General features: G+C 72.4%; 16 protein-coding genes. 7 read left to right on the forward strand and 9 right to left on the reverse strand.

All coding sequences use genetic code 11. From position 1 onward, the window contains the following. Positions 1–161 precede the first annotated feature (161 nt). Entirely contained in the window at positions 162–1343 is a 1182-nt protein-coding gene (locus ACQP2P_RS24580; RefSeq protein WP_433604413.1) for an FAD-dependent monooxygenase, read from the reverse strand. Positions 1344–1431: 88 nt separating this feature from the next. Here ACQP2P_RS24580 and ACQP2P_RS24585 point away from each other — a divergent pair, with 88 nt between their 5' ends. Further along, complete coding sequence (locus tag ACQP2P_RS24585) at positions 1432–2004, forward strand: TetR/AcrR family transcriptional regulator (protein ID WP_433604415.1); 573 nt, start codon at positions 1432–1434, stop codon at positions 2002–2004. A 3-nt stretch (positions 2005–2007) separates the two neighbouring features. Here ACQP2P_RS24585 and ACQP2P_RS24590 read toward each other — a convergent pair whose 3' ends face one another. From ACQP2P_RS24590 to ACQP2P_RS24615, 6 genes are all read right to left on the reverse strand, one after another. Continuing rightward, positions 2008–2169 (reverse strand): DUF397 domain-containing protein, encoded by a 162-nt coding sequence (locus ACQP2P_RS24590; RefSeq protein ID WP_433604417.1) that lies wholly within the window; start codon positions 2167–2169, stop codon positions 2008–2010. A gap of 130 nt (positions 2170–2299) precedes the next feature. Beyond that, entirely contained in the window at positions 2300–3220 is a 921-nt protein-coding gene (locus ACQP2P_RS24595) for a helix-turn-helix domain-containing protein (RefSeq protein ID WP_433604419.1), read from the reverse strand. A gap of 105 nt (positions 3221–3325) precedes the next feature. After that, positions 3326–4081, reverse strand: coding sequence for a PP2C family protein-serine/threonine phosphatase (locus ACQP2P_RS24600; protein ID WP_433604421.1), 756 nt, complete (start codon positions 4079–4081; stop codon positions 3326–3328). Positions 4082–4148: 67 nt separating this feature from the next. Then, positions 4149–4487: a hypothetical protein gene (locus ACQP2P_RS24605; RefSeq protein WP_433604423.1), complete on the reverse strand. Its 339-nt coding sequence runs from the start codon at positions 4485–4487 to the stop codon at positions 4149–4151. Between the two features lie 875 nt (positions 4488–5362). Then, the gene (locus ACQP2P_RS24610) at positions 5363–5812 is read right to left on the reverse strand and encodes a hypothetical protein (RefSeq protein WP_433604425.1); all 450 of its coding nucleotides are present in this window, start codon (positions 5810–5812) and stop codon (positions 5363–5365) included. A gap of 284 nt (positions 5813–6096) precedes the next feature. Then, positions 6097–6513, reverse strand: a complete 417-nt coding sequence (locus ACQP2P_RS24615; RefSeq protein ID WP_433604427.1) for a hypothetical protein — start codon at positions 6511–6513, stop codon at positions 6097–6099. Positions 6514–6524: 11 nt separating this feature from the next. Between ACQP2P_RS24615 and ACQP2P_RS24620 the strand changes: the two genes are divergently transcribed. From ACQP2P_RS24620 to ACQP2P_RS24640, 5 genes are all read left to right on the forward strand, one after another. Then, on the forward strand, positions 6525–7664 hold the full coding sequence (locus tag ACQP2P_RS24620; protein WP_433604429.1) for a hypothetical protein: 1140 nt from the start codon (positions 6525–6527) through the stop codon (positions 7662–7664). Positions 7665–8202: 538 nt separating this feature from the next. After that, positions 8203–8583 (forward strand): CAP domain-containing protein, encoded by a 381-nt coding sequence (locus ACQP2P_RS24625; RefSeq protein WP_433619245.1) that lies wholly within the window; start codon positions 8203–8205, stop codon positions 8581–8583. 1519 nt (positions 8584–10102) lie between these two features. Beyond that, positions 10103–11401 (forward strand): glutamate-cysteine ligase family protein, encoded by a 1299-nt coding sequence (locus ACQP2P_RS24630; RefSeq protein WP_433604431.1) that lies wholly within the window; start codon positions 10103–10105, stop codon positions 11399–11401. Positions 11402–11430: 29 nt separating this feature from the next. Next, positions 11431–12369: a ribose-phosphate diphosphokinase gene (locus ACQP2P_RS24635; RefSeq protein ID WP_433604433.1), complete on the forward strand. Its 939-nt coding sequence runs from the start codon at positions 11431–11433 to the stop codon at positions 12367–12369. Between the two features lie 776 nt (positions 12370–13145). Then, positions 13146–17138, forward strand: a complete 3993-nt coding sequence (locus ACQP2P_RS24640) for a BTAD domain-containing putative transcriptional regulator (protein WP_433604435.1) — start codon at positions 13146–13148, stop codon at positions 17136–17138. 372 nt (positions 17139–17510) lie between these two features. Here ACQP2P_RS24640 and ACQP2P_RS24645 read toward each other — a convergent pair whose 3' ends face one another. Beyond that, positions 17511–18158, reverse strand: coding sequence for a hemerythrin domain-containing protein (locus tag ACQP2P_RS24645; RefSeq protein WP_433604437.1), 648 nt, complete (start codon positions 18156–18158; stop codon positions 17511–17513). Positions 18159–18424: 266 nt separating this feature from the next. Next, positions 18425–18823 carry an SRPBCC family protein gene (locus tag ACQP2P_RS24650; protein ID WP_433604439.1) on the reverse strand — a complete coding sequence of 133 codons (399 nt, stop codon included), beginning with the start codon at positions 18821–18823 and terminating at the stop codon, positions 18425–18427. A 66-nt stretch (positions 18824–18889) separates the two neighbouring features. Here ACQP2P_RS24650 and ACQP2P_RS24655 point away from each other — a divergent pair, with 66 nt between their 5' ends. Further along, entirely contained in the window at positions 18890–20071 is a 1182-nt protein-coding gene (locus tag ACQP2P_RS24655) for a cytochrome P450 family protein (protein WP_433604441.1), read from the forward strand. Positions 20072–20336 lie beyond the last annotated feature (265 nt).

A 20336-nucleotide genomic window follows, 5' to 3' on the forward strand; every position in this document is an offset into this window, starting at 1 on the left:
ACCGACGCACCGCGACGACCACGATCCCGGCCGCCACCAAGGCCCCGGCGCGGCGCCGGCAGCACGGTGCGCTTCTCCGTCACGCCACTCACAAAGGGCTCGCTCACGGCCGGCGACGCGACCGTCGAGCCGCCCTTCGCCGGCAAGCCCTCGGGTGCCGGTCAGACGAGCGCCGGCAGGTCGTAGTCGGGCAGGTCGAACGCCGTGGCCGTCTTCGTCGCGAAGTGCCGGACGAGGCGGGGCGCCACCGGGACATACCGCATCGCCCTGAAGAACCGGTTCCGCTGCGCGATCTTCTTCCAGCTCGTCGGCACCAGGAAGTCGGGACTCCCGCCGCTCTGCCGCTGGCACGTCGCCACATAGGGCCGCATCAGCTCCTCATACCGGCGCAGCGCCACCCCGTGCTCGCCCCGCGCCCGGTCCAGCTCGCCCGCGAGCACGTGCGCACCGACGACGGCCAGGCCGGTGCCGTTGCCGCCGGGCCCGCCCGCATAGCCGGCGTCGCCGAGCAGCACGACCCGCCCCCGTGACCAGCGGTCCAGGTGGATCTGGGTGGTGGAGTCGAACCAGAAGTCCTCGGCGCGCCCCATCGCCTGGAGCAGCTCCGCCGTCCGCCACCCGGCGCCGGCGAACCGCTCGGCCACGATCCGCCGCTGCCCGTCCACGTCGCGGTGGTCGAACTCGAGCCCGGGCTCGTAGAAGCTCATCGACACGATCTGGTCACCGTGCGGGGACGTCACCGTGATGGCGCGGCCGGGCTCGTTGTACATGACCCCGCTGCGCCGCAGGCCCATCGTGCCCGGCATGGTGAAGACGCCGCCGTAGACCCCGAGCGGGCGGCGGTGCGCCGGATCGTCGCCGAACACGAGCCGCCGCACCCCGGAGTGCACCCCGTCGCACCCCACCACCAGGTCGAAACGCTCCGCCGCCCCGCTGCCGAAGGCCACCTCGACCCCGTGCTCGTCCTGCTCGATCGCGGTGATCTGGTCGCCGAAGCGGTATCGCACCCGGTCGCGGGTCGCGCAGTACAACACCTCGGCGAGGTCGCCGCGCAGCACTTCCAGGTCGCCACTGAACACCGAGGCGGGCAGCGCCGCGACCCGCTGCCCGGTGGCGTCCACGATCGCGATGTCGCCCATGTGCGTGGCGCGCGCCTCGAGGGCGTCGCGCAGGCCCATGCGTTGCAGGGTCCGCAGGTGCACCGGTCCGCGGAAGTCGACCGCGTAGCCGCCGCCCCGCAGCGCCGGTGCCTTCTCCACGACGGTCACGTCGTGGCCGTATCGCTGCAGCCACAACGCCAGGGCGGGCCCCGCGACGCTGGCCCCTGAGATGAGGATGTCCATGGGGAGACCATACACGCGTTCTACACGGTTGTATAGAACGTGCGTGTAGCACGGATGTATAGCACGGGTGTCCAGTATGATCACGGCCATGGGACATCGCGAGGACCTGCTCGAGGGCGCGGTTCGCTGCATCTACGAGAAGGGCTACGCCCGGACCACCGCGCGCGACGTCGTCGAGGCGTCCGGGACCAACCTCGGCTCGATCGGCTACCACTACGGCGGCATGGCGAAGCTGATGACGGCGGCCCTCGAGCGAGCGGTCGAGAACTGGGGCATGTCACTGGCCCAGGCGGTGATGTCGGCCGACGCCGACGGGCTCACCGGCGCGGAGCGCTTCGAGCGATACTGGGAGTACATGATCGACAGCGTCAAGCAGCACCGCCCGCTGATGATGGCGACATTCGACGCATTCCTGGAGATGGACCGGTCCGAGGAGGTCCGGCGGCTGCTCGTCGAGGGCATGCGCGACGCCCGCGGCCTCTGGGCGCAGGTGTTCCACGGCATCGACCCCGAGGCCGAGCCGGCCCGCGCCGCCCAGGTCGGGTCGTTCTACCAGGCCCTCATCAGCGGGGTCCTGACCCAGGTGCTCATCGACGAGGACGACGCCCCCACCGCCCAGGACCTGACGGCGGCGATGCGCGTCGTCGCCGGGAGCCTGTGACGCCTACAGGACGCCCGCGGCCACGGCCCGCACGAACCGGTTCCACGCCTCGCCCGAGAAGCGCAGCAGCACCCCGCCGGGCGCCTTCGAGTCCCGCACCAGCACCTCCCGGCCGTCCTGCGCGAACTCGACACAGTTGCCGTTGATGCTCGCGGAACTGCGCATCCAGCCACGGCTCCTCACCCGCTCGTCCACCACGTTCCCCCGTCCGCCCGACGAATCCAACGACCACTCTCGATGGCCTGGTTCATCGTAGAAGCGCCCGGACCCGGAATGGGTGGCCCGAAAGGCTGAGTCAGTGCCGCGCGGCCTCGGCGTCCGCGACGAGCGCGGCCTCGGCGTCCGCGACGAGCGCGGCCTTGATCTCCGACATCACGTCGCGGAGCTTGCCCGGCGCCGTGGCCCGGTCCTGCAGCTCACGGAACACGTCGAGGTACCGCGCCGTCAGCTCGGTCGCGTCGCGGATGGTCACGTCGCCGTTGGCGTTCTCGAGGTAGAGAATCCGCTCGTCGGAGGAGTCCGCGAACTCGAGCACCGCGAACGGCCCGGCCATGCCCGGGTGCGCACCGGCGTCGAAGCGCACGACCTGCACATGGCAGCGCGGGCGCTCGGCGAGCGCGACGATGTGGTCGAGCTGCTCCAGCATCAGCGCGGGCGAGCCCGCCTCGGCGCCGACGAGCCGGCGCAGCGCGCCCTCGTCGAGGATGAACCACAGCTCGGGGCGCTCGTCGCGGTCGAGCAGCTCCTGGCGCTTGGCCTTGAGCTCCTCGCGCTTGCGGCGGCGCGGCTCCGGCTCGTCCGGGTTGTACATCTGGATGACGGCGCGCGTGTACGCCGCGGTCTGCAGCAGGCCCGGGATGACGCTGAGCTCGAAGTGGTAGACGGTCTGCGCCGCGGCCTCGTAGCCCAGGTAGCGCTTGAAGTCGCCGGACAGCACGTCGGCGAACGGCGCGAACGGCTGCTTGCGCGCGGCCCGGGCCAGCCTCAGCAGCTCGTCGATCGTGTCGTGGTCGGTCACGCCGTAGAACGACAGCAGCGCCCGCAGATCCGTGGCCGAGATGCCGACCTCGCCGTTCTCGACCCGCACGACCTTCGACTGCGACCACTCCATGTCGGCCGCGACCTCGGTCTGGGTGGCGCCCGCGCCGCTGCGGAAGCCGCGCAGCGTCAGCATGAGCCGCCGCCGCGCCAGCGCCGGGTCCGGTCCGTCGGACATCGCGATCCTTCCGAGTGGCTCTATCCGATCCGCCATATGCAGATCAACCCGCACGCCACTCTAGCCGCACGCCGCACCGCGAGGAAGCGACCGGCCCGCAACAGCTCAGGCGACCTTCACCACGACCGTCGTGGCGTTGTCCCGCCCGCCCGCCTCCAGGGACGCGGCCACCAGGGCCGAGGCCATCACGTCCGGGGACTGCCCGGAGCCGAGGGTGCGTTCCATGACCTGGTACGGCACCTGCTCCGCGATCCCGTCGGTGCACAGGCAGTACACGTCGCCGGGGAACATGGTCACGCTCAGCACGTCGGGCTCGGGCAGCCCGGGGTGGCCGATGAACCGGTGCAGCTGATAGCGCGCGGCGGCCGCCTGCGGGGAGTCGGCCGGATACCAGCCGTGCACGGCCCCGAGCCACGCCGCGGTGTGATCGACCGTGAGCAGTTCGAGCAGGCCGCCGCGCAGCCGGTACACCCGGCTGTCCCCGATCTGCGTGACCCACGCGCCCGTCGCGTCGGCGACGAGGGCGGTGAGCGTGCACCCGGTGAGCTCGCGCAGCTCCTGCCCGGCGGCGCGGACACGGCGCTGCGCCTCGGCGATGGCGGCGAACAGCGGCGTCGGCTCGAACGGGCCGCGGTGCTGCTGCACGGCCGCGGTGAAGATGTCGACGGCCATGCGCCCGGCGGTGCGGCTGCCCTCGCCGGCGCCCATCCCGTCGGCGACGACCGCGCACAACCCCGGACGGCGCTGCAGCTCGGCGGCGTGCAGCACGTCGAAGTTGGCCGGATACCGCCGGCCGACGTCGGTGGCGGCCCCGACGCTGAGCTGCCGCCCCGCGCCCTGGACCTCGATCGTCATCGCCATCGACCGCCAGCGTAATCGGTGCCACGCCGTCCGGGTGGCCCGGTGTTCATCCTCCGTTCAGCGCGGATCAGTGACGTTCGTCGCTGCCGGGCAGCGCGTCCGGAGGATCGCCCAGCGGGGACAATGCGCGGATCTCCCACGTACCGTCCTCCCGCGGTGACCATCCGTCGATCTCCCCGCCGAGCTCGGCGAACATCACGACGCGGTCGTAGAGCCAGTCGGCGAATTCGTCCTGCTCCGACTCGCTGAGCCCAGCCCGCACGACGGCACCGAACGTGATGAGCCCGGTGCCCTCCAGCGGCGAGGCGGCGAGCACCCCGACGACCCGCTCGTCCTCGGGGGCGACGCCGTCGCGCTCCTCGACCTCGAGGTACCCGCCGTCGGGCATCTCCACCAGAAACGCCACGGCGCCCTCAGGAAGCGATCGCGATCTTCATACCCGCAACGCTACAGTCTCCGGCCGGATCCGGCGGCCAGCCTTCCGGCCCCGCTCACCTCGCCGGTCGGGCGGGATGCCCAGGTGCGGCTCGCCACCCGTCTGCTCGGCGCGGACGGCCGCCTGCTGACCCTCGCCGGCCCGGCCGGCAGCGGCAAGACCCGCCTCGCGATCGCCGTGGCGGCCGCCGCGCCCGGCCCGGTGCGGTTCGTGGATCTGTCCACGATGGACAGCCGCGACCCGGCGGGCTTCGTGCTCGGCGCGCTCGGCGTGGCCCGCCGCCCGGACCTGAGCGGCTTCGACACGCCACTGGAAGCCCTCGATGCCGCTTCCGTGGCCGATGTACCGCTGATGCTCGTGCGCCTCGCCCAGGACCTGCTGGCGCGGGTCGATCTAGGACCGTCTGGCGCCGGCCGCCGAGCGGCTGCACGCGAGCCTGGCCATCCACCGGCGGGTGGGCGACCGCTGGCGGACGGCGAGCGCCCTGGAGGCCTTGGCCGAGTGCCGCCTCCGGTCCGCGGACCCGGGCACGCGGCGGCGCTGCTGGGCGCGGCGGACGTGGTCCGGCGGGAGATCGCGGCCCCGACGCCGCTGTGCGAGCGACCGGCACGAACGGCGACGCAGGACGCTCTGCGGGCGGCACTCCCGGCTGGGGACTACGCGAGCGCTCACCCGCTTCGGCACCAGGACGGGCGTGGACGACCAGGTGCCGCTGTTCGCCGCACGCCGACACGCGCGACTTCGGACGGCGCTGCGGCCTCTGCGCTGGGACACCGGCCGGGTTGCGCCCTTTCTCTCGCCTTCTCTCGTCTTCCTTCGTCGCCGAAGATCACAGCGTCGCAGACTCAGAGGGTGACCATGATCGGCCCGACGGCAGGCCCGCCCGGCTCGCCAGGCCCGGCCCGTTCGATCACCGGAGGCTCTTCGAGCGCGCCCGGCCCCTCCACGGCCCGGTCCTCGGCCACCACGGGTCTGTCTGCTGCTGCCGGCCCACCTGCAGCGGCGGGCCCGTCTGCTTCCGCCGGCCCGCCTACGGCGGCCGGCTGGTCTGCTTCCGCCGGCCCATCCTCGGCGGCCGGCGCGCCATCTGCCGCTGTCCCACCTTCCACCACTCGGCCATCTTCGGCCGCCGGCTCGTCTTCCACCGGGGTCGCGTCTTCCGCTGGGGTCCCGTCTTCCGCTGGGGTCCCGTCTTCCGCTGGGGTGCCGTCTTCCGCTGCCGGCTCTGCAGCCACCCCGGGTCGCACCTCGGCCCCGACCGCCGCCTCCACCTCGGCCGCCGCGTCGACTTCCACCGCCGCCTCCCGTCCTCCGGCCTCCACAGACGGCTTCCGCACCGGAACTCCCACCGGTGCGGCAATGCTCCAACACGTCCTGACCGACCTCCTGGACCGCTCAAACCAGGCGATGGATGCGGCGTTGACCCAAATCCTGGCGAGACTGACGACACCGCAACGCAACCCGCGCCAGTGCCCAACTCTCCCAACGCCACCCCCTCCCCCACTCACCCCACAGTCACCGAACGCTTCCCCACTGTCGCCACTCCCACCGGCCACTTCCCCCGCACCACCACCGCCACTCACCGCTTCCTCACGACCACCGTTGCCACCGGCCACTTCCCCACCGCCACCACCGCCACTCGCCGTTTCCCCACCACCACTGTTCCCGCCGGCCGCTGTGCCACCCTCTCCCCTTGCACCCACCACTTCTCCACCGTCACCACTCCCGCCGCCTCCGCCGACGGAGCCGGAGCCGCCGTCATCCCCGCAGCAGCCACCTTCGCCAACCTCACAGCCACCTTCCGCGCCGGCTCAGCCACTCCCGTCCACGCCGCAGCCACCATCCGCCTCACGACCGCCATCACCTCCACCACCACCTCCAGCGCCGCCAGCCCCAGCAACCACCACCGATCCGACCTCAACCCCCGACACCCGGCTTGATCCGTCACCCTCCGCGCCCGCATCGACACCGATTGTTCCTGAGACAGCCAATCCACGCCTGTCACGGTTGTCGGCACCCTGGGTAGGCATCGGCACTACGGACCGAACACCCACCCAGCCCACCGACACCGGCGATCGACCGCCGGCCCCGCCACGAGTCGACTCGCCACTCACCCTGGTCCGCGGCGGCCGGCCGACCCGCACCTGGGAATCCATCGGCGGCCTGGCGGCACCGAGCGAACGGCACGCCCTCGACGACCTGCACGCCCTCCTGCCGACCGACCCCGCGGCTCGCCGCGAAACGGTCCGCGAGGCGGTGACCTGGCTGGTCGACAACCTCGGCAACCCCGGCGTGGTGGCCGCCCGCTGCGCCGACCTGGGCCCCGCGATCACCGCCCTCGGCGTACCGCCCCAGCGCCTCGAGGCCCTGGCGATCCTGCTCATCGACGCCCTGCGCGCCAACCCGCCCGCCCCTGCACTCCGCGCCGACGAAGAGGCGGCCCTGCGCGACGCCGGACGACTCGCCGCCCGCTGGACGGCCGGCGGCGCGACCGGCGCGGCCCACGAACCGGTCCGCTGGAGCGCCGTCGTGACCAGTCACGACCGCCTGCGCGCCGACCTCGCGGTGCTGCGACTGCGGACCTATCTGCCGTACCCGTGTCCACCCGGCACACGCGCCGTGGCCGAGGTCCGCCGCCTCCCCGGCCGTCGGCGCGAGTGCTGGGTGGGCAACCTGCCGAACACGGACCGCACCGTCGAGCTGCACATCCCGCTCCACCGCGACGATCCCGTAGGCGCCGACCTGGTGGAGCGCACCACCCCCGGCGACCGCGTCACCTTGCACCTCCCCGTCGGCGACCCGGCACCGCTGGACGATCACCGTCCGCTGCTCCTGATCGCCGACCGTGACGCCATCGCCCCGATCCGAGCCACCTTGATCGCGCTACGCTGCGCCGCACCGGCCAGCACCGAGCGCGAAGTGGTCGTGCACTGGCCGACGCCGATCGAACGCGACGTGTACCGCCTGGCCGACCTCGCCCCGCCCGGCACCCACGTCATCCGCGACCACTTCACCGGCGACGGCCGCGACTGGTCCGAATACACCGCGTTCGTCGCCGGGACGGCGGCCTCGACCGCCGCGGACGCCGCCCGGCTTCGCGATGCCGGCGTGGCCCCGGAGCGCATCGTGACCGCCGCCGTCGGCTGACCACGTTGCCGGAACGGCGGCCTCAACTACCGCCGACGCCCGCCCGACTCCCCCGATGCCGCCGCGTCCCGGAGCGCATCGTGACCTGACGGCCAGCCGGACCCGGTGCGGGACGGAGGTTCCTTCCATCGCTGACGCCGCCCGGCTATCCAACGCCGGCGCGCCCCGGACGCCGACTGTTCGCCGCCTCGACCCTAACCGTCGGCAACGTCGCCACCACCGATGGTGCTTGCGGCGGCCGCGGCAGTCGGCCGAAGTTAGGGCTACCTGTCGTAGCCGGCGCGTCACCCTGACGAGTGAAATCCGGAGCCGCGGCAGGGCGTCCGCCAAGCGCTCCTTAGCGCACCAAAAGTGCGAACGCGGCATTTCACCAAGACTCGGTACGGAAAGTCGAATCCTGCTTACTTTCAGGCCATCTGCCCTACTTCGTGGAGGTGAGATGGGATTCCGGAAGGGTGTCGCCATGACGCTCGTCGCGGGTGCGGTCGCGGCGGGTGCGTCGGTCCAAGCCGGGCCGGCGTTCGCCGGTGACTACGGTATGGCTCGTGGAGTCATCGCCCTGACCAACAGCGTTCGCGCACGGGCCGGTTGCGGGCCGGTGACCTCGAGCCCACGCCTGAGTTCCGCCGCGTGGTCGCACTCGCGGGACATGGCCGGACGTGGCTACTTCTCGCACGGGTCGCCCGGTGGCGGCTCACCCGGCAGCCGGGTGAGGGCCGCCGGGTACCGCTGGTCCTCCTACGGCGAGAACATCGCCTGGGGCCAGCGGGACGCACGGGCCGTCATGAACGCGTGGATGAACAGCCCCGGCCACCGGGCCAACATCCTCAACTGCCGGTTCCGTAACGTCGGCGTCGCCGTGGTCTACAACTCCCGCGGCGTGCCCTTCTGGACCCAGGATTTCGCCAGTCCCTGGTAGTGCCCACGGGCCCGGCCCCGGAGGGACACCACCCTCGGGGCCGGGCGACGGGCGAAATTTCCGGGAACGGGAATGTGTCGGCCGGATGTAGTGAGGGAAGTACCGGCTGAACACGTCGGCGAATTGCCGGTCGCCCACATTCTCAACACGATCAGTAGTTTGTTGACTACTACATGATGTGATGAACCTGGCCGCGCGGTCGGCCAGATGTCGGACGCTGGCGCATTCGGCGCCGTAGGACGCTGACGCGTTCGACACCGCTGGACGGTCGCACCGGGGCGGCGGCCACACAATCCCGGCCAGCCGGCCAGCCGCAGCCGCCGGGACGTGCCGCACGTCGGGCGGTACCCAGCCGGTGCGGGCCGCCTCCACGGCGAGGGTGCCCGGGCGGTAGTGCTCATCAAGGAGCCGCCACCCGATGGCGCCAACACGCCCGACCGCGAGCTCAGTCACCGCCGACCGGGGACCATGTGGCCGGCCTGGCGATCGCGATGCGAATGAGTCGGACCAGGAACCGACGGCGGCGAGGTCGTGCTGGAGCCGGACAAGTCACACCAGGGACCCGGACGAATCGGAGCTCAGACCGGGCGGGCTCAAGTCAGCCCAAGCGCGCCCCTCGACCGCGCGGTCGCCAGATGGCTTCGTCGCCCCGGTGCGGGCGGCCCAGCACACCCACCACTCGCGGCGGTCAGCGCACACCGCACGGCACCGCGACCGTGAGACGCCGTTCGAGGACTGTCTGCGATCCGGGAGCACGACACACCGGGGTCCGGCGCGCGCCGCGCCGCGATACACAACCGAGGACCGTCCGCGATCCAGACCCACGACACAAGGCAAGCCGCCGAGGACGCGCCGTGCGACCGGACCATCACGGACGGCACGGGCGTGCAAGGTGGGCGCGGCAGAGGAGACGCGAACGCCTGAAGTGCCGGAGTCGATACGCTCCGCAATGCTCGCGGAAATGTTGTTCTGGAATGCATCCAAATACGTCACCCGAGAAATTCAGCTGTCGTGAATTCCGGCCGGTCCGGCGACCGGGATGCGCAGCGGCGGTACCAGAGAAAACGCTTTCACGGGCCGCCCGGAAATCGATTCTTCTACACCGATGAACATCGATCAACGGCGCGCGGTTGACACGAAATCGCGGTCGGTGCAAGATCTGGCGCGGCCGGGGGCGAGGACCGCAGATCTTGCCGACTTCCAGCGGCTTCCCATCCAGAGTTCATCGCACGTTGCCCTCGAGCGCTGGACAGAACGCCCGAATGACCCCCTAATTGAATGCACCTCGCCCGGCACCCCGCCGCCGGCCGGGTTCGCCGCCGCACCCTGCACCGACCACCGCTTTACCGCTCCAACCCGCCCGCTTCGCGCGTAACACCCCGCCACTTACCAAGATGCACCGCCGCACCGCCTTCCCATGTGCGACGCCCCGCCGCCTGGCTGGTCGCACCTGAACGATCACTTACCTCATCCGTAACACCACCCTGGGTAGCACGCACCCTTCTTCCGGGAGGCCGCCGTGAACGACACGACATCCGCCATCCTCCTCACCGAGACGACCGCCTCCGCGTACGTCGCCGCCGCCGGGTTCCGGGTCGGTCCGGTCGGGCGCGTGGGGGTGGAGCTCGAGTACTGCGTGCGTGATCCGCGTCGGCCGCTGCATCGCCCGGCGCCGGCCCGGCTGCTCGGGCTGGTGGCGCATCTGGGCAACCCGCTGCCGGGCGGCAGCGCGGTGACGGTCGAGCCGGGCGGCCAGCTGGAGCTGTCCAGCGCGGTTGGCGCGTCGCTGACGGAGTGCCTCAGCGCGCTCGCGGGCGACCTGGCGCTGGTCCGGGCGACGCTGGCCGAGCAGGGGCTGCACCTTGACGGGACCGGCCTCGACACGGTGCGCCGGCCGCGGTTGGTGACGGATCATCCACGCTATGTGGCGCTGGCCGAGTACCACGACCGCTCGGGCCCCCGGGGACGCACCGTGATGACCAATTCCGCTTCGATCCAGGTGTGCCTTGACGCCGGTACCGATGGATCGGGCGCCGAAACCGACGACTGGTCGCACTTCGCGCGGCGCTGGTGGCTCGCGGACGCGATCGGCCCGGTCATGATGGCGGCCTTCGCGAACTCCCCGCACGTCACCCGCGCCGGGCGCCGCTGGGCCTCCTACCGCCAGGCCCTGCGATTCGGCACCGACGCCAGCCGCACCCGCGCGCCGCGGCGCACCGACGACCCGCGCAAGGCCTGGGCCCGCTACGCGCTCGCCGCGAAGGTCGCGATGGTCGCGCCGGCCGACGACGACCCGGCCGCCGGGCCGGGCGAGCGCTGGCACGTGCCCAACGGGCTGACCATGCGTGACTGGCTGCGCGGGCACGGCCCACGCCCCGTGACGCTCACCGACCTGGAGCGCCACCTCGGCACCCTGGTACCGCCGGTGCGACCGCGCGGCTACCTGGAGTTGCGGATGATCGATCAGCAGGCCGGGGACGACTGGGTGGTGCCCGCGGCCGTGGTCACCGCGCTCCTCGACGATCCGGAGGGTTCGCAGGCCGCGGCCGACGCCACCGAGCACCTGCGCTCGCCGCTGCGCCGGCACCGCGACTGGCTCGCCGCCGCCCGCGACGGCCTCGCCGACCCGGCGACGGCGGCCGCCGCGCTCGCATGTTTCACGGCGGCCCAATCGGTGCTCGCCCGCAGTGGCGCGCCGCTTCCGGTGCGTGACGCCGTGGCCCAGTTCGTCGACCGTTACGTTCTGCGAGGACGCTGCCCGGCAGACGATGCGCCGCAGCAGCGAGCACGCCGAATGGGTGTGGTATCAACGGGGTGACCACGCCCCGGCTTCGAGGAGTCCCGCTCGTGCGCGACATCGCCGTGTTCAGTGGCAGCGCGCATCCCGAGCTCGCGGAGGAGATCTGCGCGCAGCTCGAGGTGCCGCTGCTGCCCGTTCGGGTAGATCGTTTCGCCAATGACTGTCTTGAGGTACAACTGCGGGCCAACTGCCGCGAGCGGGACGTGTTCCTGATCCAGCCGCTGGTGCCGCCGGTGCAGGAGCACCTCGTCGAACTGCTGCTCATGCTGGACGCCGCACGCGGCGCGTCGGCCGCGCGGACCACGGTGGTCATGTCGCACTACGCGTACGCCCGATCCGACAAAAAGGATGAACCGCGCATCTCGATCGGCGGGCGCCTGGTCGCCGACCTGCTCACGGCCGCCGGTGCGAGCCGCGTGCTCACGCTGACGTTGCACTCGCCCCAGGTCCACGGCTTCTTCTCGGTCCCGGTCGACCACCTGCACGCGCTGCGCGAGCTGGCCGGCCACTTCCGCGGCCACGACCTGTCCAACGCCGTCGTCGTGTCACCGGACCTGGGCAACGCGAAGCCCGCTTCGGCATTCGCGCGCATGTTGTCGGTACCGGTTGCAGCCGGCGCCAAGCAACGCTTCTCCGACGATCGCGTGGTCATCAGCACCGTGATCGGCGACATCGAGGGCCGCGACGTGATCGTCCTGGACGACGAGATCGCCCGCGGCAGCACGGTGTTCGAGCTCATCGACCGGCTGCGCGAGCGGGGCGTGGCGAGCATCCGGGTGGCGTGTACGCACGGTCTCTTCACCGCTGACGCTCTGCAACGCCTGCAGGCCCAGGAGGACGTCCTGGAGATCGTGTGCACCAACAGCGTCCCACTGCCGAAGGACAAATGGGTCCCGAAGCTCCGCGTGCTGTCGATCGCGCCGGCGATGGCCGAGGCGATGCGCCGCATCCACAACGGCGAGTCCGTCAGTTCGCTGTTCCACTGAGCCGCGCTCCCGGGGCGGGCAGTTCGTTCCACTGATTCGCGCTGCTCCCCGGGGGTCGGTTCGCTCCACCGATTCGCGCTGCTCCCCGGGGGTCGGTTCGCTCCACCGATTCGCGCTGCTCCCCGGGCGGTCAGGTCCGTTCGGCTGAGCCTCGCGGCCGGTCCGCCGGTTCGCCGTGCTGCCAGGCCGCGCCGCTCTCCCCGGGTCGGTCATGTCGCTGCGCCCGCCCGGCGCCGCATCACCTGGAACACGGACGGGTGAACGCCGACCGGCACCAACGGGTGATCGTGCCGTGCATGGCACTTCGCGGCCCGAGGCGTTGCCGGGCTCGGCCTCCGCAGGGAGTCCGGGCTTCTCCGCCTCCCCGGCACAGGCACGCTCCGGTTTCGTCCACATTCCGGCGTGCACGCTCCGTTCCAGCCGCACTCCGGCACGCACGCACCGTGTTCTCCGAGTCCGGTGCGCGAGCCGCGTCACGCCGCGTCACGCCGCGTCACGGATCGCGCGCTTCGGGTTGCCACACCGGACACTTGCGCACCGCTGGGCGAGCCGGATCTGCGCGCGCCGGGGCAAAGCGGGTGTCCGATCTCCGCAGATCGGTTGTCCGCACGGTGGGACCATGATCGGATGCCGGGAGATACCTGTTTCTGGCGCCGACGGTAAGTGAGCTCCGATGTTCGTGACGTTCCGTGATTGATGCGGCGCGCGGCGGTGACCGCTTTGACGGATCGGCCGCGGCTTCCGGTCGCGCGGCGGGGAGTAACCGGACACTGACCGTGCGCGTCGACGTGCTGGGGCCGCTGCGGATCGAGGTCGGCGGCAGCCCGGCCGACGCGGGCGGGCCGCGGCAGCGGGCGGTGCTGGCCCGGCTCGCGGCCGCGGGCGGACACGTCGTGCCGACGGACCGCTTCATCGACGACCTGTGGCAGGGCGAGCCGCCGCCGAAGGCGCTCGCGGCCCTGCAGGTGTACGTCTCGAACCTCCGCCGCGCGCTCGAACCCGGACGCGCCCCGCGCACACCGGCGACGGTCGTGGTGTCGATGGCGCCCGGGTACGCGCTGCGGTTGCCGGACGAGCAGGTCGACGCGTGGCGGTTCGAGTCGCTCCTGCGACGCGGGAGCGAGCTGAGCGAGTCCGACCCGCGGGAGGCGGACCGGCTGCTGCGGGCGGCGCTCGACGCGTGGGCCGGTCCCGCGTACGCCGAGTTCGCCGACGAGAGCTGGGCGACCCCCGAGGCGGCCCGCCTCGAGGAGCTGCGCCTCGCCTGCGTGGAGGCGGCCGGGCGCGTCGCCCTGCGGCTCGGGCGGGCGGCCCTCGTCGTGCCGGAACTCGACCGGCACGTACAGGAGCACCCGCTGCGCGAGGAGGCCGTGCATGTGCTGGCCACCGCGCTGTACCGGGCGGGACGGCAGGCCGAGGCCCTCGCCGTGCTGCGGCAGGCCCGCGACCGCCTCGCCGACGAGCTGGGCGTCGACCCTGGCCCGGCTCTTCGCGCCCTCGAAGCGGACGTCCTCGCACACGCGGAGCACCTGTCCGCCGACGCTCCGCCACCGCCGTCCGCGCCCGCCGCGGATCGCCGGCCGGACGTCACGATCGACGCTGAGCGCGAGCCGTCGGCCACGCGGAGCGATCCCGGCGGGCGCGAGGACGCCGTCGCCGTCCACGGCCAGACGCCCGAGTCGCCGCAGGGCACCGAGGCCGTCGGACGCGACGCGGAGCTCGCGGCCCTCGGCGCGGCCGCGGAGGCGGTGCAGCGCGACGGCCTGCGGATCGTGTGGGTCGGCGGGGAGGCGGGCGCCGGGAAGTCCACGCTGGTCCGGACGTTCTCGGCGACGATGGCGGCGCGTGGCTGGCAGGTCGCCTGGGGTCGCTGCCCCGAGGTCGACGGGGCGCCGCCGGCCTGGGCCTGGACCGAGGTACTCGCCGGCTGGGAGTCGGACGCTCAGGGCGCGATGGGCGACGAACGGCTCTCACCGCTCCCGGAGGGGCGCGCCGGCGCGGCCCGGTCCAGTCGCTCGCCGGAGCCGGCCGGAGGCACCGCGGCGGACCCGTTCCGCCCCGCCTCGCTGCCGGGCGGGCCAACGAGTGCGGGCCGGCCCACCGCCACCCCGGCACACGGTGACGGCGCCCAGTCCCGTCGCTCACCGTCGCCGCGCGGCAGCGTCCCCCCGGACGCGTTGCGATCGACGTCGCCGTCCGACGGGTCCTCCGGGGCGGGCCGGTTCGCGGGCGCGACGAGGCCGGGCGTACGCGCCGCAGCGGATCAGTTCCAACTCGCACAGGCCGTCGGCGAGCGGCTCGGGACCGGCGGTGCGTTGCTCGTCGTGCTCGACGACGTACACCGCGCCGATGGTGAGACGCTGCAGGTGTTGCGGCACGTCGCCGTCGCCCTCGCGGGACGCTCCGTGCTCATCGTCGCCACGTTCCGCACCGGCGAAGACCATCCGCAGCTCGGGGCCGCCCGCGCCGCGCTGGCCGGCCCGCGGTCGATGGAGCTGCTGCTCGGCGGGCTCGGGGCGGACGCCGCGGCGCGGGTGCTGGCCGGGCATCTCGGCGCGCCGGTTGATGCCGAGGTCGCGGCGGTCGTGCACGAGCGCACCGGTGGGAACCCGCTGTTCCTGGCGGAGACGGCACGGCTGATCTCCGCGGAGGGCGCGGGCAGCGCGGTGTGGGCGATTCCGGCCGGCATCGGGCACGTTCTCCGGCGACGGCTGGCGCGGCTGCCGGCGGCGGCGCAGACGGTACTGCGGCATGCCTCGATCCTCGGGCGTGACGTCGACATCGACGTGCTGTCGGAGGCGTTCACCGAGGACGAGGACGCCGTGCTCGACGGCCTCGAGGCGGGAGTGCTGGCCGGGCTGCTGGAGGAGCCCTCGCCCGGCCGTGTCCGCTTCGGTCACGCACTGCTACGGGATGTGCTCTACGACGACATGCCACAGCTTCGTCGCCGACGGTTGCACGAGCGCGTACTGAATGTGCTGGAGCGGACCAACCCCGGCGACGTCGCGGCGCTCGGCCACCACGCGCTCGCCGCGGCGACCCCGGCCTCGGCGGTGCGCGCCGCCCGGCACGGGTCGGCGGCGGCGCGGCAGGCGGCGGCGTACTTCGCGCATCGCGAGGCGGCGCAGTTGTACGCGGCGGCGCTGGATGCCCTCGGGCTGCAGCGGCCGGGGCCGGGCGACCAGGGCGCCGACACCGCGTCGCTGCGCCTGGATCTGTTGTGCGGGCTGACGTCCGCGCGTGCGAACTCCGGCGATGCGATCGGGGCCCGCACGGTGCGATGGGACGCGGTGCTGGCGGCGGCCGCGGTGACGGGCATCGAACCTCGCGGCGTCGCCGGCTTGACCGGCGGGGGCGGTGGCGGGGGCGCAACTGCGGGTGCCGGGCTCGGTAGGTCCATCGATCCGGGCGCCGGGCTCGGTGGGGCCGCCGATCCGGGCGCCGGGCGCGGTGGAATTGGGCATTTGGCTGCCGGGCGCAGTGGAACCGGGGACCTGGCTGCCGGGCGCAGTGGGGGTTACCGGCGTGGACGGGCCGGTAGCGAAGCCGTTTCTCCGGCCGATGGGCCGGCCGCCGCGGAGGCGGCTGCGCAACGCTGGAACACCGTCGGCGATCCGGGCCAGCACGCACGGTCATCGGCCGACCTCGGCGAGTCGGAGTCGTTCGTGCGGGCGTTGGCCGCGGTTGCGAACGTCGAGCCGCTCGCACGGGCGCTCGCGGCGTTCGACGCGCCCGTCGCGTGGTCGATCCGCGTTGCCCGGGCCATCGACCGGCCGCTCGTCGAGCTGCTCGAACGGACCCTCGCCCGCGACGACCTTCCCGCCGGGCTGCGCGCGCGGATCCTCGTGACGCTGGTGTACGAGCTCGAGGGCGACGAGGTCGACCGGTGCGACGAGGCCAGCGCGGAGGCGTTGCGCATCGCCAGGAGCGAAGGTGACGCTCTGGTGTTGTGCCAGGCACTGAACGCACGGTACTTCGCGGTGCTCAATCCGCAGCGGCGGCATGAGCTCCCCGCGGTCGGGGCGGAACTGCTCGCGGTCGCGGAGCAGGCCGGGCTGCTCGGGTTCCAGGCGCAGGCGCATCACGTGCTGTACCAGGCGGCGCTGGAGCGCAACGATCTCCGGCTCGCGCAGGAACACCTTGACCGCGCGCTCGAGAAGTCGACGGCCGGCCAGCTGGGCGTGACACTCTCCGTGATGGCGATCCTCGGCGCGATCCGGGCCGTGTTCGCCGGGGACCACGCGACCGCGGAGCGGATCTACACCGAGCTCGGGGAGCGGATCGAGGCGGCCGGGCAGCCGAACGCGTACCTGGTCAGCATCATCGGCGTGTTCTTCGTCCGGCTGTCGCAGGGGCTCGGGCACACGTACCTGCCTGTGCTCGAGCCACTACGGACGTTGTCCACTGCGGAGTCCGAGGCCGGGGAGTTCATTGCCCGCGCGTACGTCGACGCCGGGCGGCTCGACGAGGCACGGGCGGTGTGGAGGCCGGACACCCCGGTGCGGGAGGACTACTACTGGCTGGCCATGATGGGGCTGCGCGGGGAGAATGCGGCCGCGCTCGGTGACGTCGCGGTGGCTGCTGAGTGCTACGCGCAGTTGCTGCCGTGGGCCGGGCAGTTCGTGGGTCTGGCCAGCGGGACGGTGCCCGGGCCGCCGGTCGATCTCGTGCTCGGCAAACTCGCGGTCGCGCTCGGCCGGCCCGCGGATGCGCACTTCGAGGCCGCGAAGGAGCTGGCCGCTCGCACCGGCGCGACGCCCTGGATGTGACGCGGTCGAAACCCTCGGTGCACCGGAGCGTGGTGGTGGAGGGGCCGGGGCCGGCCGCTGCGGAGAAAGCCTCGGAGGCCGTTGGCTTTCTCCTGGTCGGCGGCCGGACGGTGTCGTTCGTGTCACGCGGGGCGGTGCGGCCGAAGGGGCGATGCGGCCACGAGAGCGATGCGGCCACGAGAGCGATGCGACCGCGAGGGCGGTGCGACCGCGAGGGCAATACGACCCCGAGGGCAATACGGCCGCGAGGGCGATGCGACCCCGAGGGCAATACGGCCGCGAGGGCGATGCGACCCCAAGGGCAATGCGACCGCGAGGGCGATGCGACCCCGAGAGCGATACGGCCGCAAGGGCAATGCGACCGCGGGAGCGTCAGCCGAAGATCGCCTTCTCGCGGCGGAGGAAGCCGGGGCGGACGGTCGCCAGGATCAGGCGCAGGACCGGGCCGGCCTCGCGCAGAAGCTCGGCGAGTTCCTCGGCGGTGGCGTAGCGCTCGATGCGCGGCAGCTCGAAGCCGATCTTGCCGCCCTTGCGGACGCCGGCCTCGACTCGCTGCCACTGCTCGCCGGAGACGTACCGGCGGATGACCGGGAAGATCGTGCGCTCCTCGTCCTCGATGTGCTCGTCGAGGAGGTCACGCAGCGTGGCCAGTGAGTCCGCCAGCCGTGCGGCGGTGTCACGGTCACCGGGCGTCGCGGCGAGGGCAGCGGACTGTGTGCGGATGCGGTCGAGCAGCGGGTCGAGCTGGGCGTGGTCGTCGGTGAGCTCAGCGAGGTCGATCTCGGCGCCGGCGGTGGCCTGCAGCACCGGCCACAGGATGTCGTCCTCCGCCTGGTGATGGTGGTGGATGCCGTTGCAGAGCGTGGTCAGGTACTGGTGGATAGCCTTGGCGCGAGCGGGAGTCGCGGGAACCCGGCCTTCCGCGATGCCGCGCGTGACGTCGGCGAAACGGCGGGCGTCGCCGCGCATCGAGCGGTGGTTGATGGTGATGCCGAGGAGATTGGGCGCGGATTGCTTCATGCCGTACAGCACACGGCACAACGGTTGGCGATCACTTAATGGCGGCTTGGTGGGTGTCTCGCACGCTCGGCGGCGATCAGCTTGGCACGACTTGCGCCGCGCTCAGGGCGTCCGGCCGCATCAGGTCGTAGTCGGGGACGGTCTTGATGATGATCCTGACAACAGCGGCGCCCATCCCGCCCGTGGTGCTTTCCAACCGCGGTCAACGCGGCAATTGACCCGCATCAGTGGCGAACCGCGTGGCTTGAGATGCGGCTGGAGTGCGCTCAGCGCGACTCGACGATTTGCTTCAGGGCTTCCAGGTCGGCCAGGACCAGGGCGCCGTCGCGGGCGAAGTCGGCGTCGGACATGTCGGGCCGGCGGCGCAGCGTGAAGGTGAGTTCGCTGCCGTCGTCGTGCGGGACCACGCGGACCGGGTTGCGGAAGACCTCGCCGGTCGGGAGATGGACGTCGTGGTCGAGCACGCCGAACGGGTTGTCGGCGGCGAAGGTCAGTTCGACGCGGCTGTCGCCCGACACCGCGAACCAGCGACCGCCCTCGCGCTCGACGGCGCTGCACAGGCCCGGCGCCCATTGCGGCAGGTGGGCCGGATTCTTGGCGTATTCGTAGACCTCGGCGGGCGAGCGCGCGATGTGGACGCTGATGTGTTTCGACTCGCTCGCCATCCGCCCATCCTGCCACGATCGGGTCGGTAACTCCCGGCCGCGACGTTGATTGGTTACCGTTGATGTGTGACGACGCCGGTGCAGTTCACGCAGGAATTCTGGAACAACCCCCATCCCGTGTACGCGCAGCTGCGCCAGGAAGCGCCCGTGCACCCGGTGATGTTGCCGAACGGGATCGAGGTCTGGCTCGTCACGCGGTACGCGGACTGCAAGGCGGCGCTGACCGACCCGCGGCTGTCGAAGCGCCAGGGGGCCGGGGACAACGCGCGGCAGCTCAGGGCATCGACGAGCACGCCGTTGACCAAGCACCTGCTCGCGTACGATCCGCCCGATCACACTCGGTTGCGGCGGCTGGTGTCGAAGGCCTTCACGGCTCGGCGCATCGAGGAGTTGCGGCCTCGTGTCGGAGAGTTGAGCGCGGCGTTGATCGAGGCGCTGCGGGGCCGCGACGACGCGGAGCTGGTCGAGGATTACGCGGTGCACCTGCCGATTCAGGTCATCTGTGAACTGCTCGGGGTGCCGATCGAGGATCAGGCCGACTTCCGGCGGTGGACCTCGGTGCTCGTCTCGGCATCGGCCGGCGGGCCGGGTGTGCCCGAGGCGGCGGCCGCGTTCCTCGGGTACCTCCTGGGGCTCATCGAGCGTAAGCGGGCGGCTCCGGCGGGTGACCTGCTCAGTGGGCTGATCGCGACTCGCGACGAGGGCGACCGGCTCAACGAGGACGAGCTCACGTCGATGGCGTTCCTGCTGCTGCTCGCCGGGCACGAGACGACGATGAACCTGATCAGCAACGGGATGCACACGCTGCTGACGCATCCGGAGGCGCACCGGCGGCTGCGGGAGGATCCCTCGCTCGTGCCGGCGGCGGTGGAGGAGTTCCTGCGCCTGGAGAGCCCCGTCGAGACGGCTACGACACGGACCGCGACCGAACCGGTCACGTATGGTGGCGTCACAATTCCGGCCGGATCGATGGTGGCGATCTCACTGCTTGCCGCGGACCGTGACCCAGAGCGATTTCCGGAGCCGGGCGAGTTCGTGCTCGACCGCGGGGACAACCAGCATCTGGCGTTCGGGCATGGGATTCACTACTGCCTCGGGGCGCCGCTCGCCCGGCTGGAGGCGCAGATCGCGTTCACCGATCTGCTCGCGGCGTTTCCGGGGATGCGGCTGGCGGTGCCGCCGCGGGAGGTGGTGTGGCGGACGGGCATTCTGATCCACGGGCCGGCCGCGCTGCCGGTGACGCTCTGACTGACCGCAACCAAGGCGCCACGACGAGGGCACCACGGCCGCCGCCGAGAACGAACGGCCAGCTGACTGCGCCAGGTGATGGTGGGGATGCGGAACGAGGGCCCCTGAGCCCGGAACGGTCGTGACGGGCCGGGCCGGGCTCGGTGGCGGCTTGCGCTCAGGAGGTCGCGGCGTCGAAGTCGGTGGTTGCCGCCTCGGCGGGAACAACGGCGACAGGCCAGGCCGACGGCGACTCGCGCTCGTCGGTGATTGCCGCCCGGGCGGA

Source organism: Dactylosporangium sp. CA-139114 (assembly GCF_050955725.1).
Taxonomy (GTDB): Bacteria; Actinomycetota; Actinomycetes; order Mycobacteriales; family Micromonosporaceae; genus Dactylosporangium.

Bases quoted from the DNA above. Each gene is read 5' to 3' on its own strand.
- ACQP2P_RS24580 (WP_433604413.1), bottom strand. From the start codon at position 1,343: ATGGACATCCTCATCTCAGGGGCCAGCGTCGCGGGGCCCGCCCTGGCG.
- ACQP2P_RS24585 (WP_433604415.1), top strand. From the start codon at position 1,432: ATGGGACATCGCGAGGACCTGCTCGAGGGCGCGGTTCGCTGCATCTAC.
- ACQP2P_RS24590 (WP_433604417.1), bottom strand. From the start codon at position 2,169: ATGCGCAGTTCCGCGAGCATCAACGGCAACTGTGTCGAGTTCGCGCAG.
- ACQP2P_RS24595 (WP_433604419.1), bottom strand. From the start codon at position 3,220: ATGTCCGACGGACCGGACCCGGCGCTGGCGCGGCGGCGGCTCATGCTG.
- ACQP2P_RS24600 (WP_433604421.1), bottom strand. From the start codon at position 4,081: ATGGCGATGACGATCGAGGTCCAGGGCGCGGGGCGGCAGCTCAGCGTC.
- ACQP2P_RS24625 (WP_433619245.1), top strand. From the start codon at position 8,203: ATGGCTCGTGGAGTCATCGCCCTGACCAACAGCGTTCGCGCACGGGCC.
- ACQP2P_RS24645 (WP_433604437.1), bottom strand. From the start codon at position 18,158: ATGAAGCAATCCGCGCCCAATCTCCTCGGCATCACCATCAACCACCGC.
- ACQP2P_RS24650 (WP_433604439.1), bottom strand. From the start codon at position 18,823: ATGGCGAGCGAGTCGAAACACATCAGCGTCCACATCGCGCGCTCGCCC.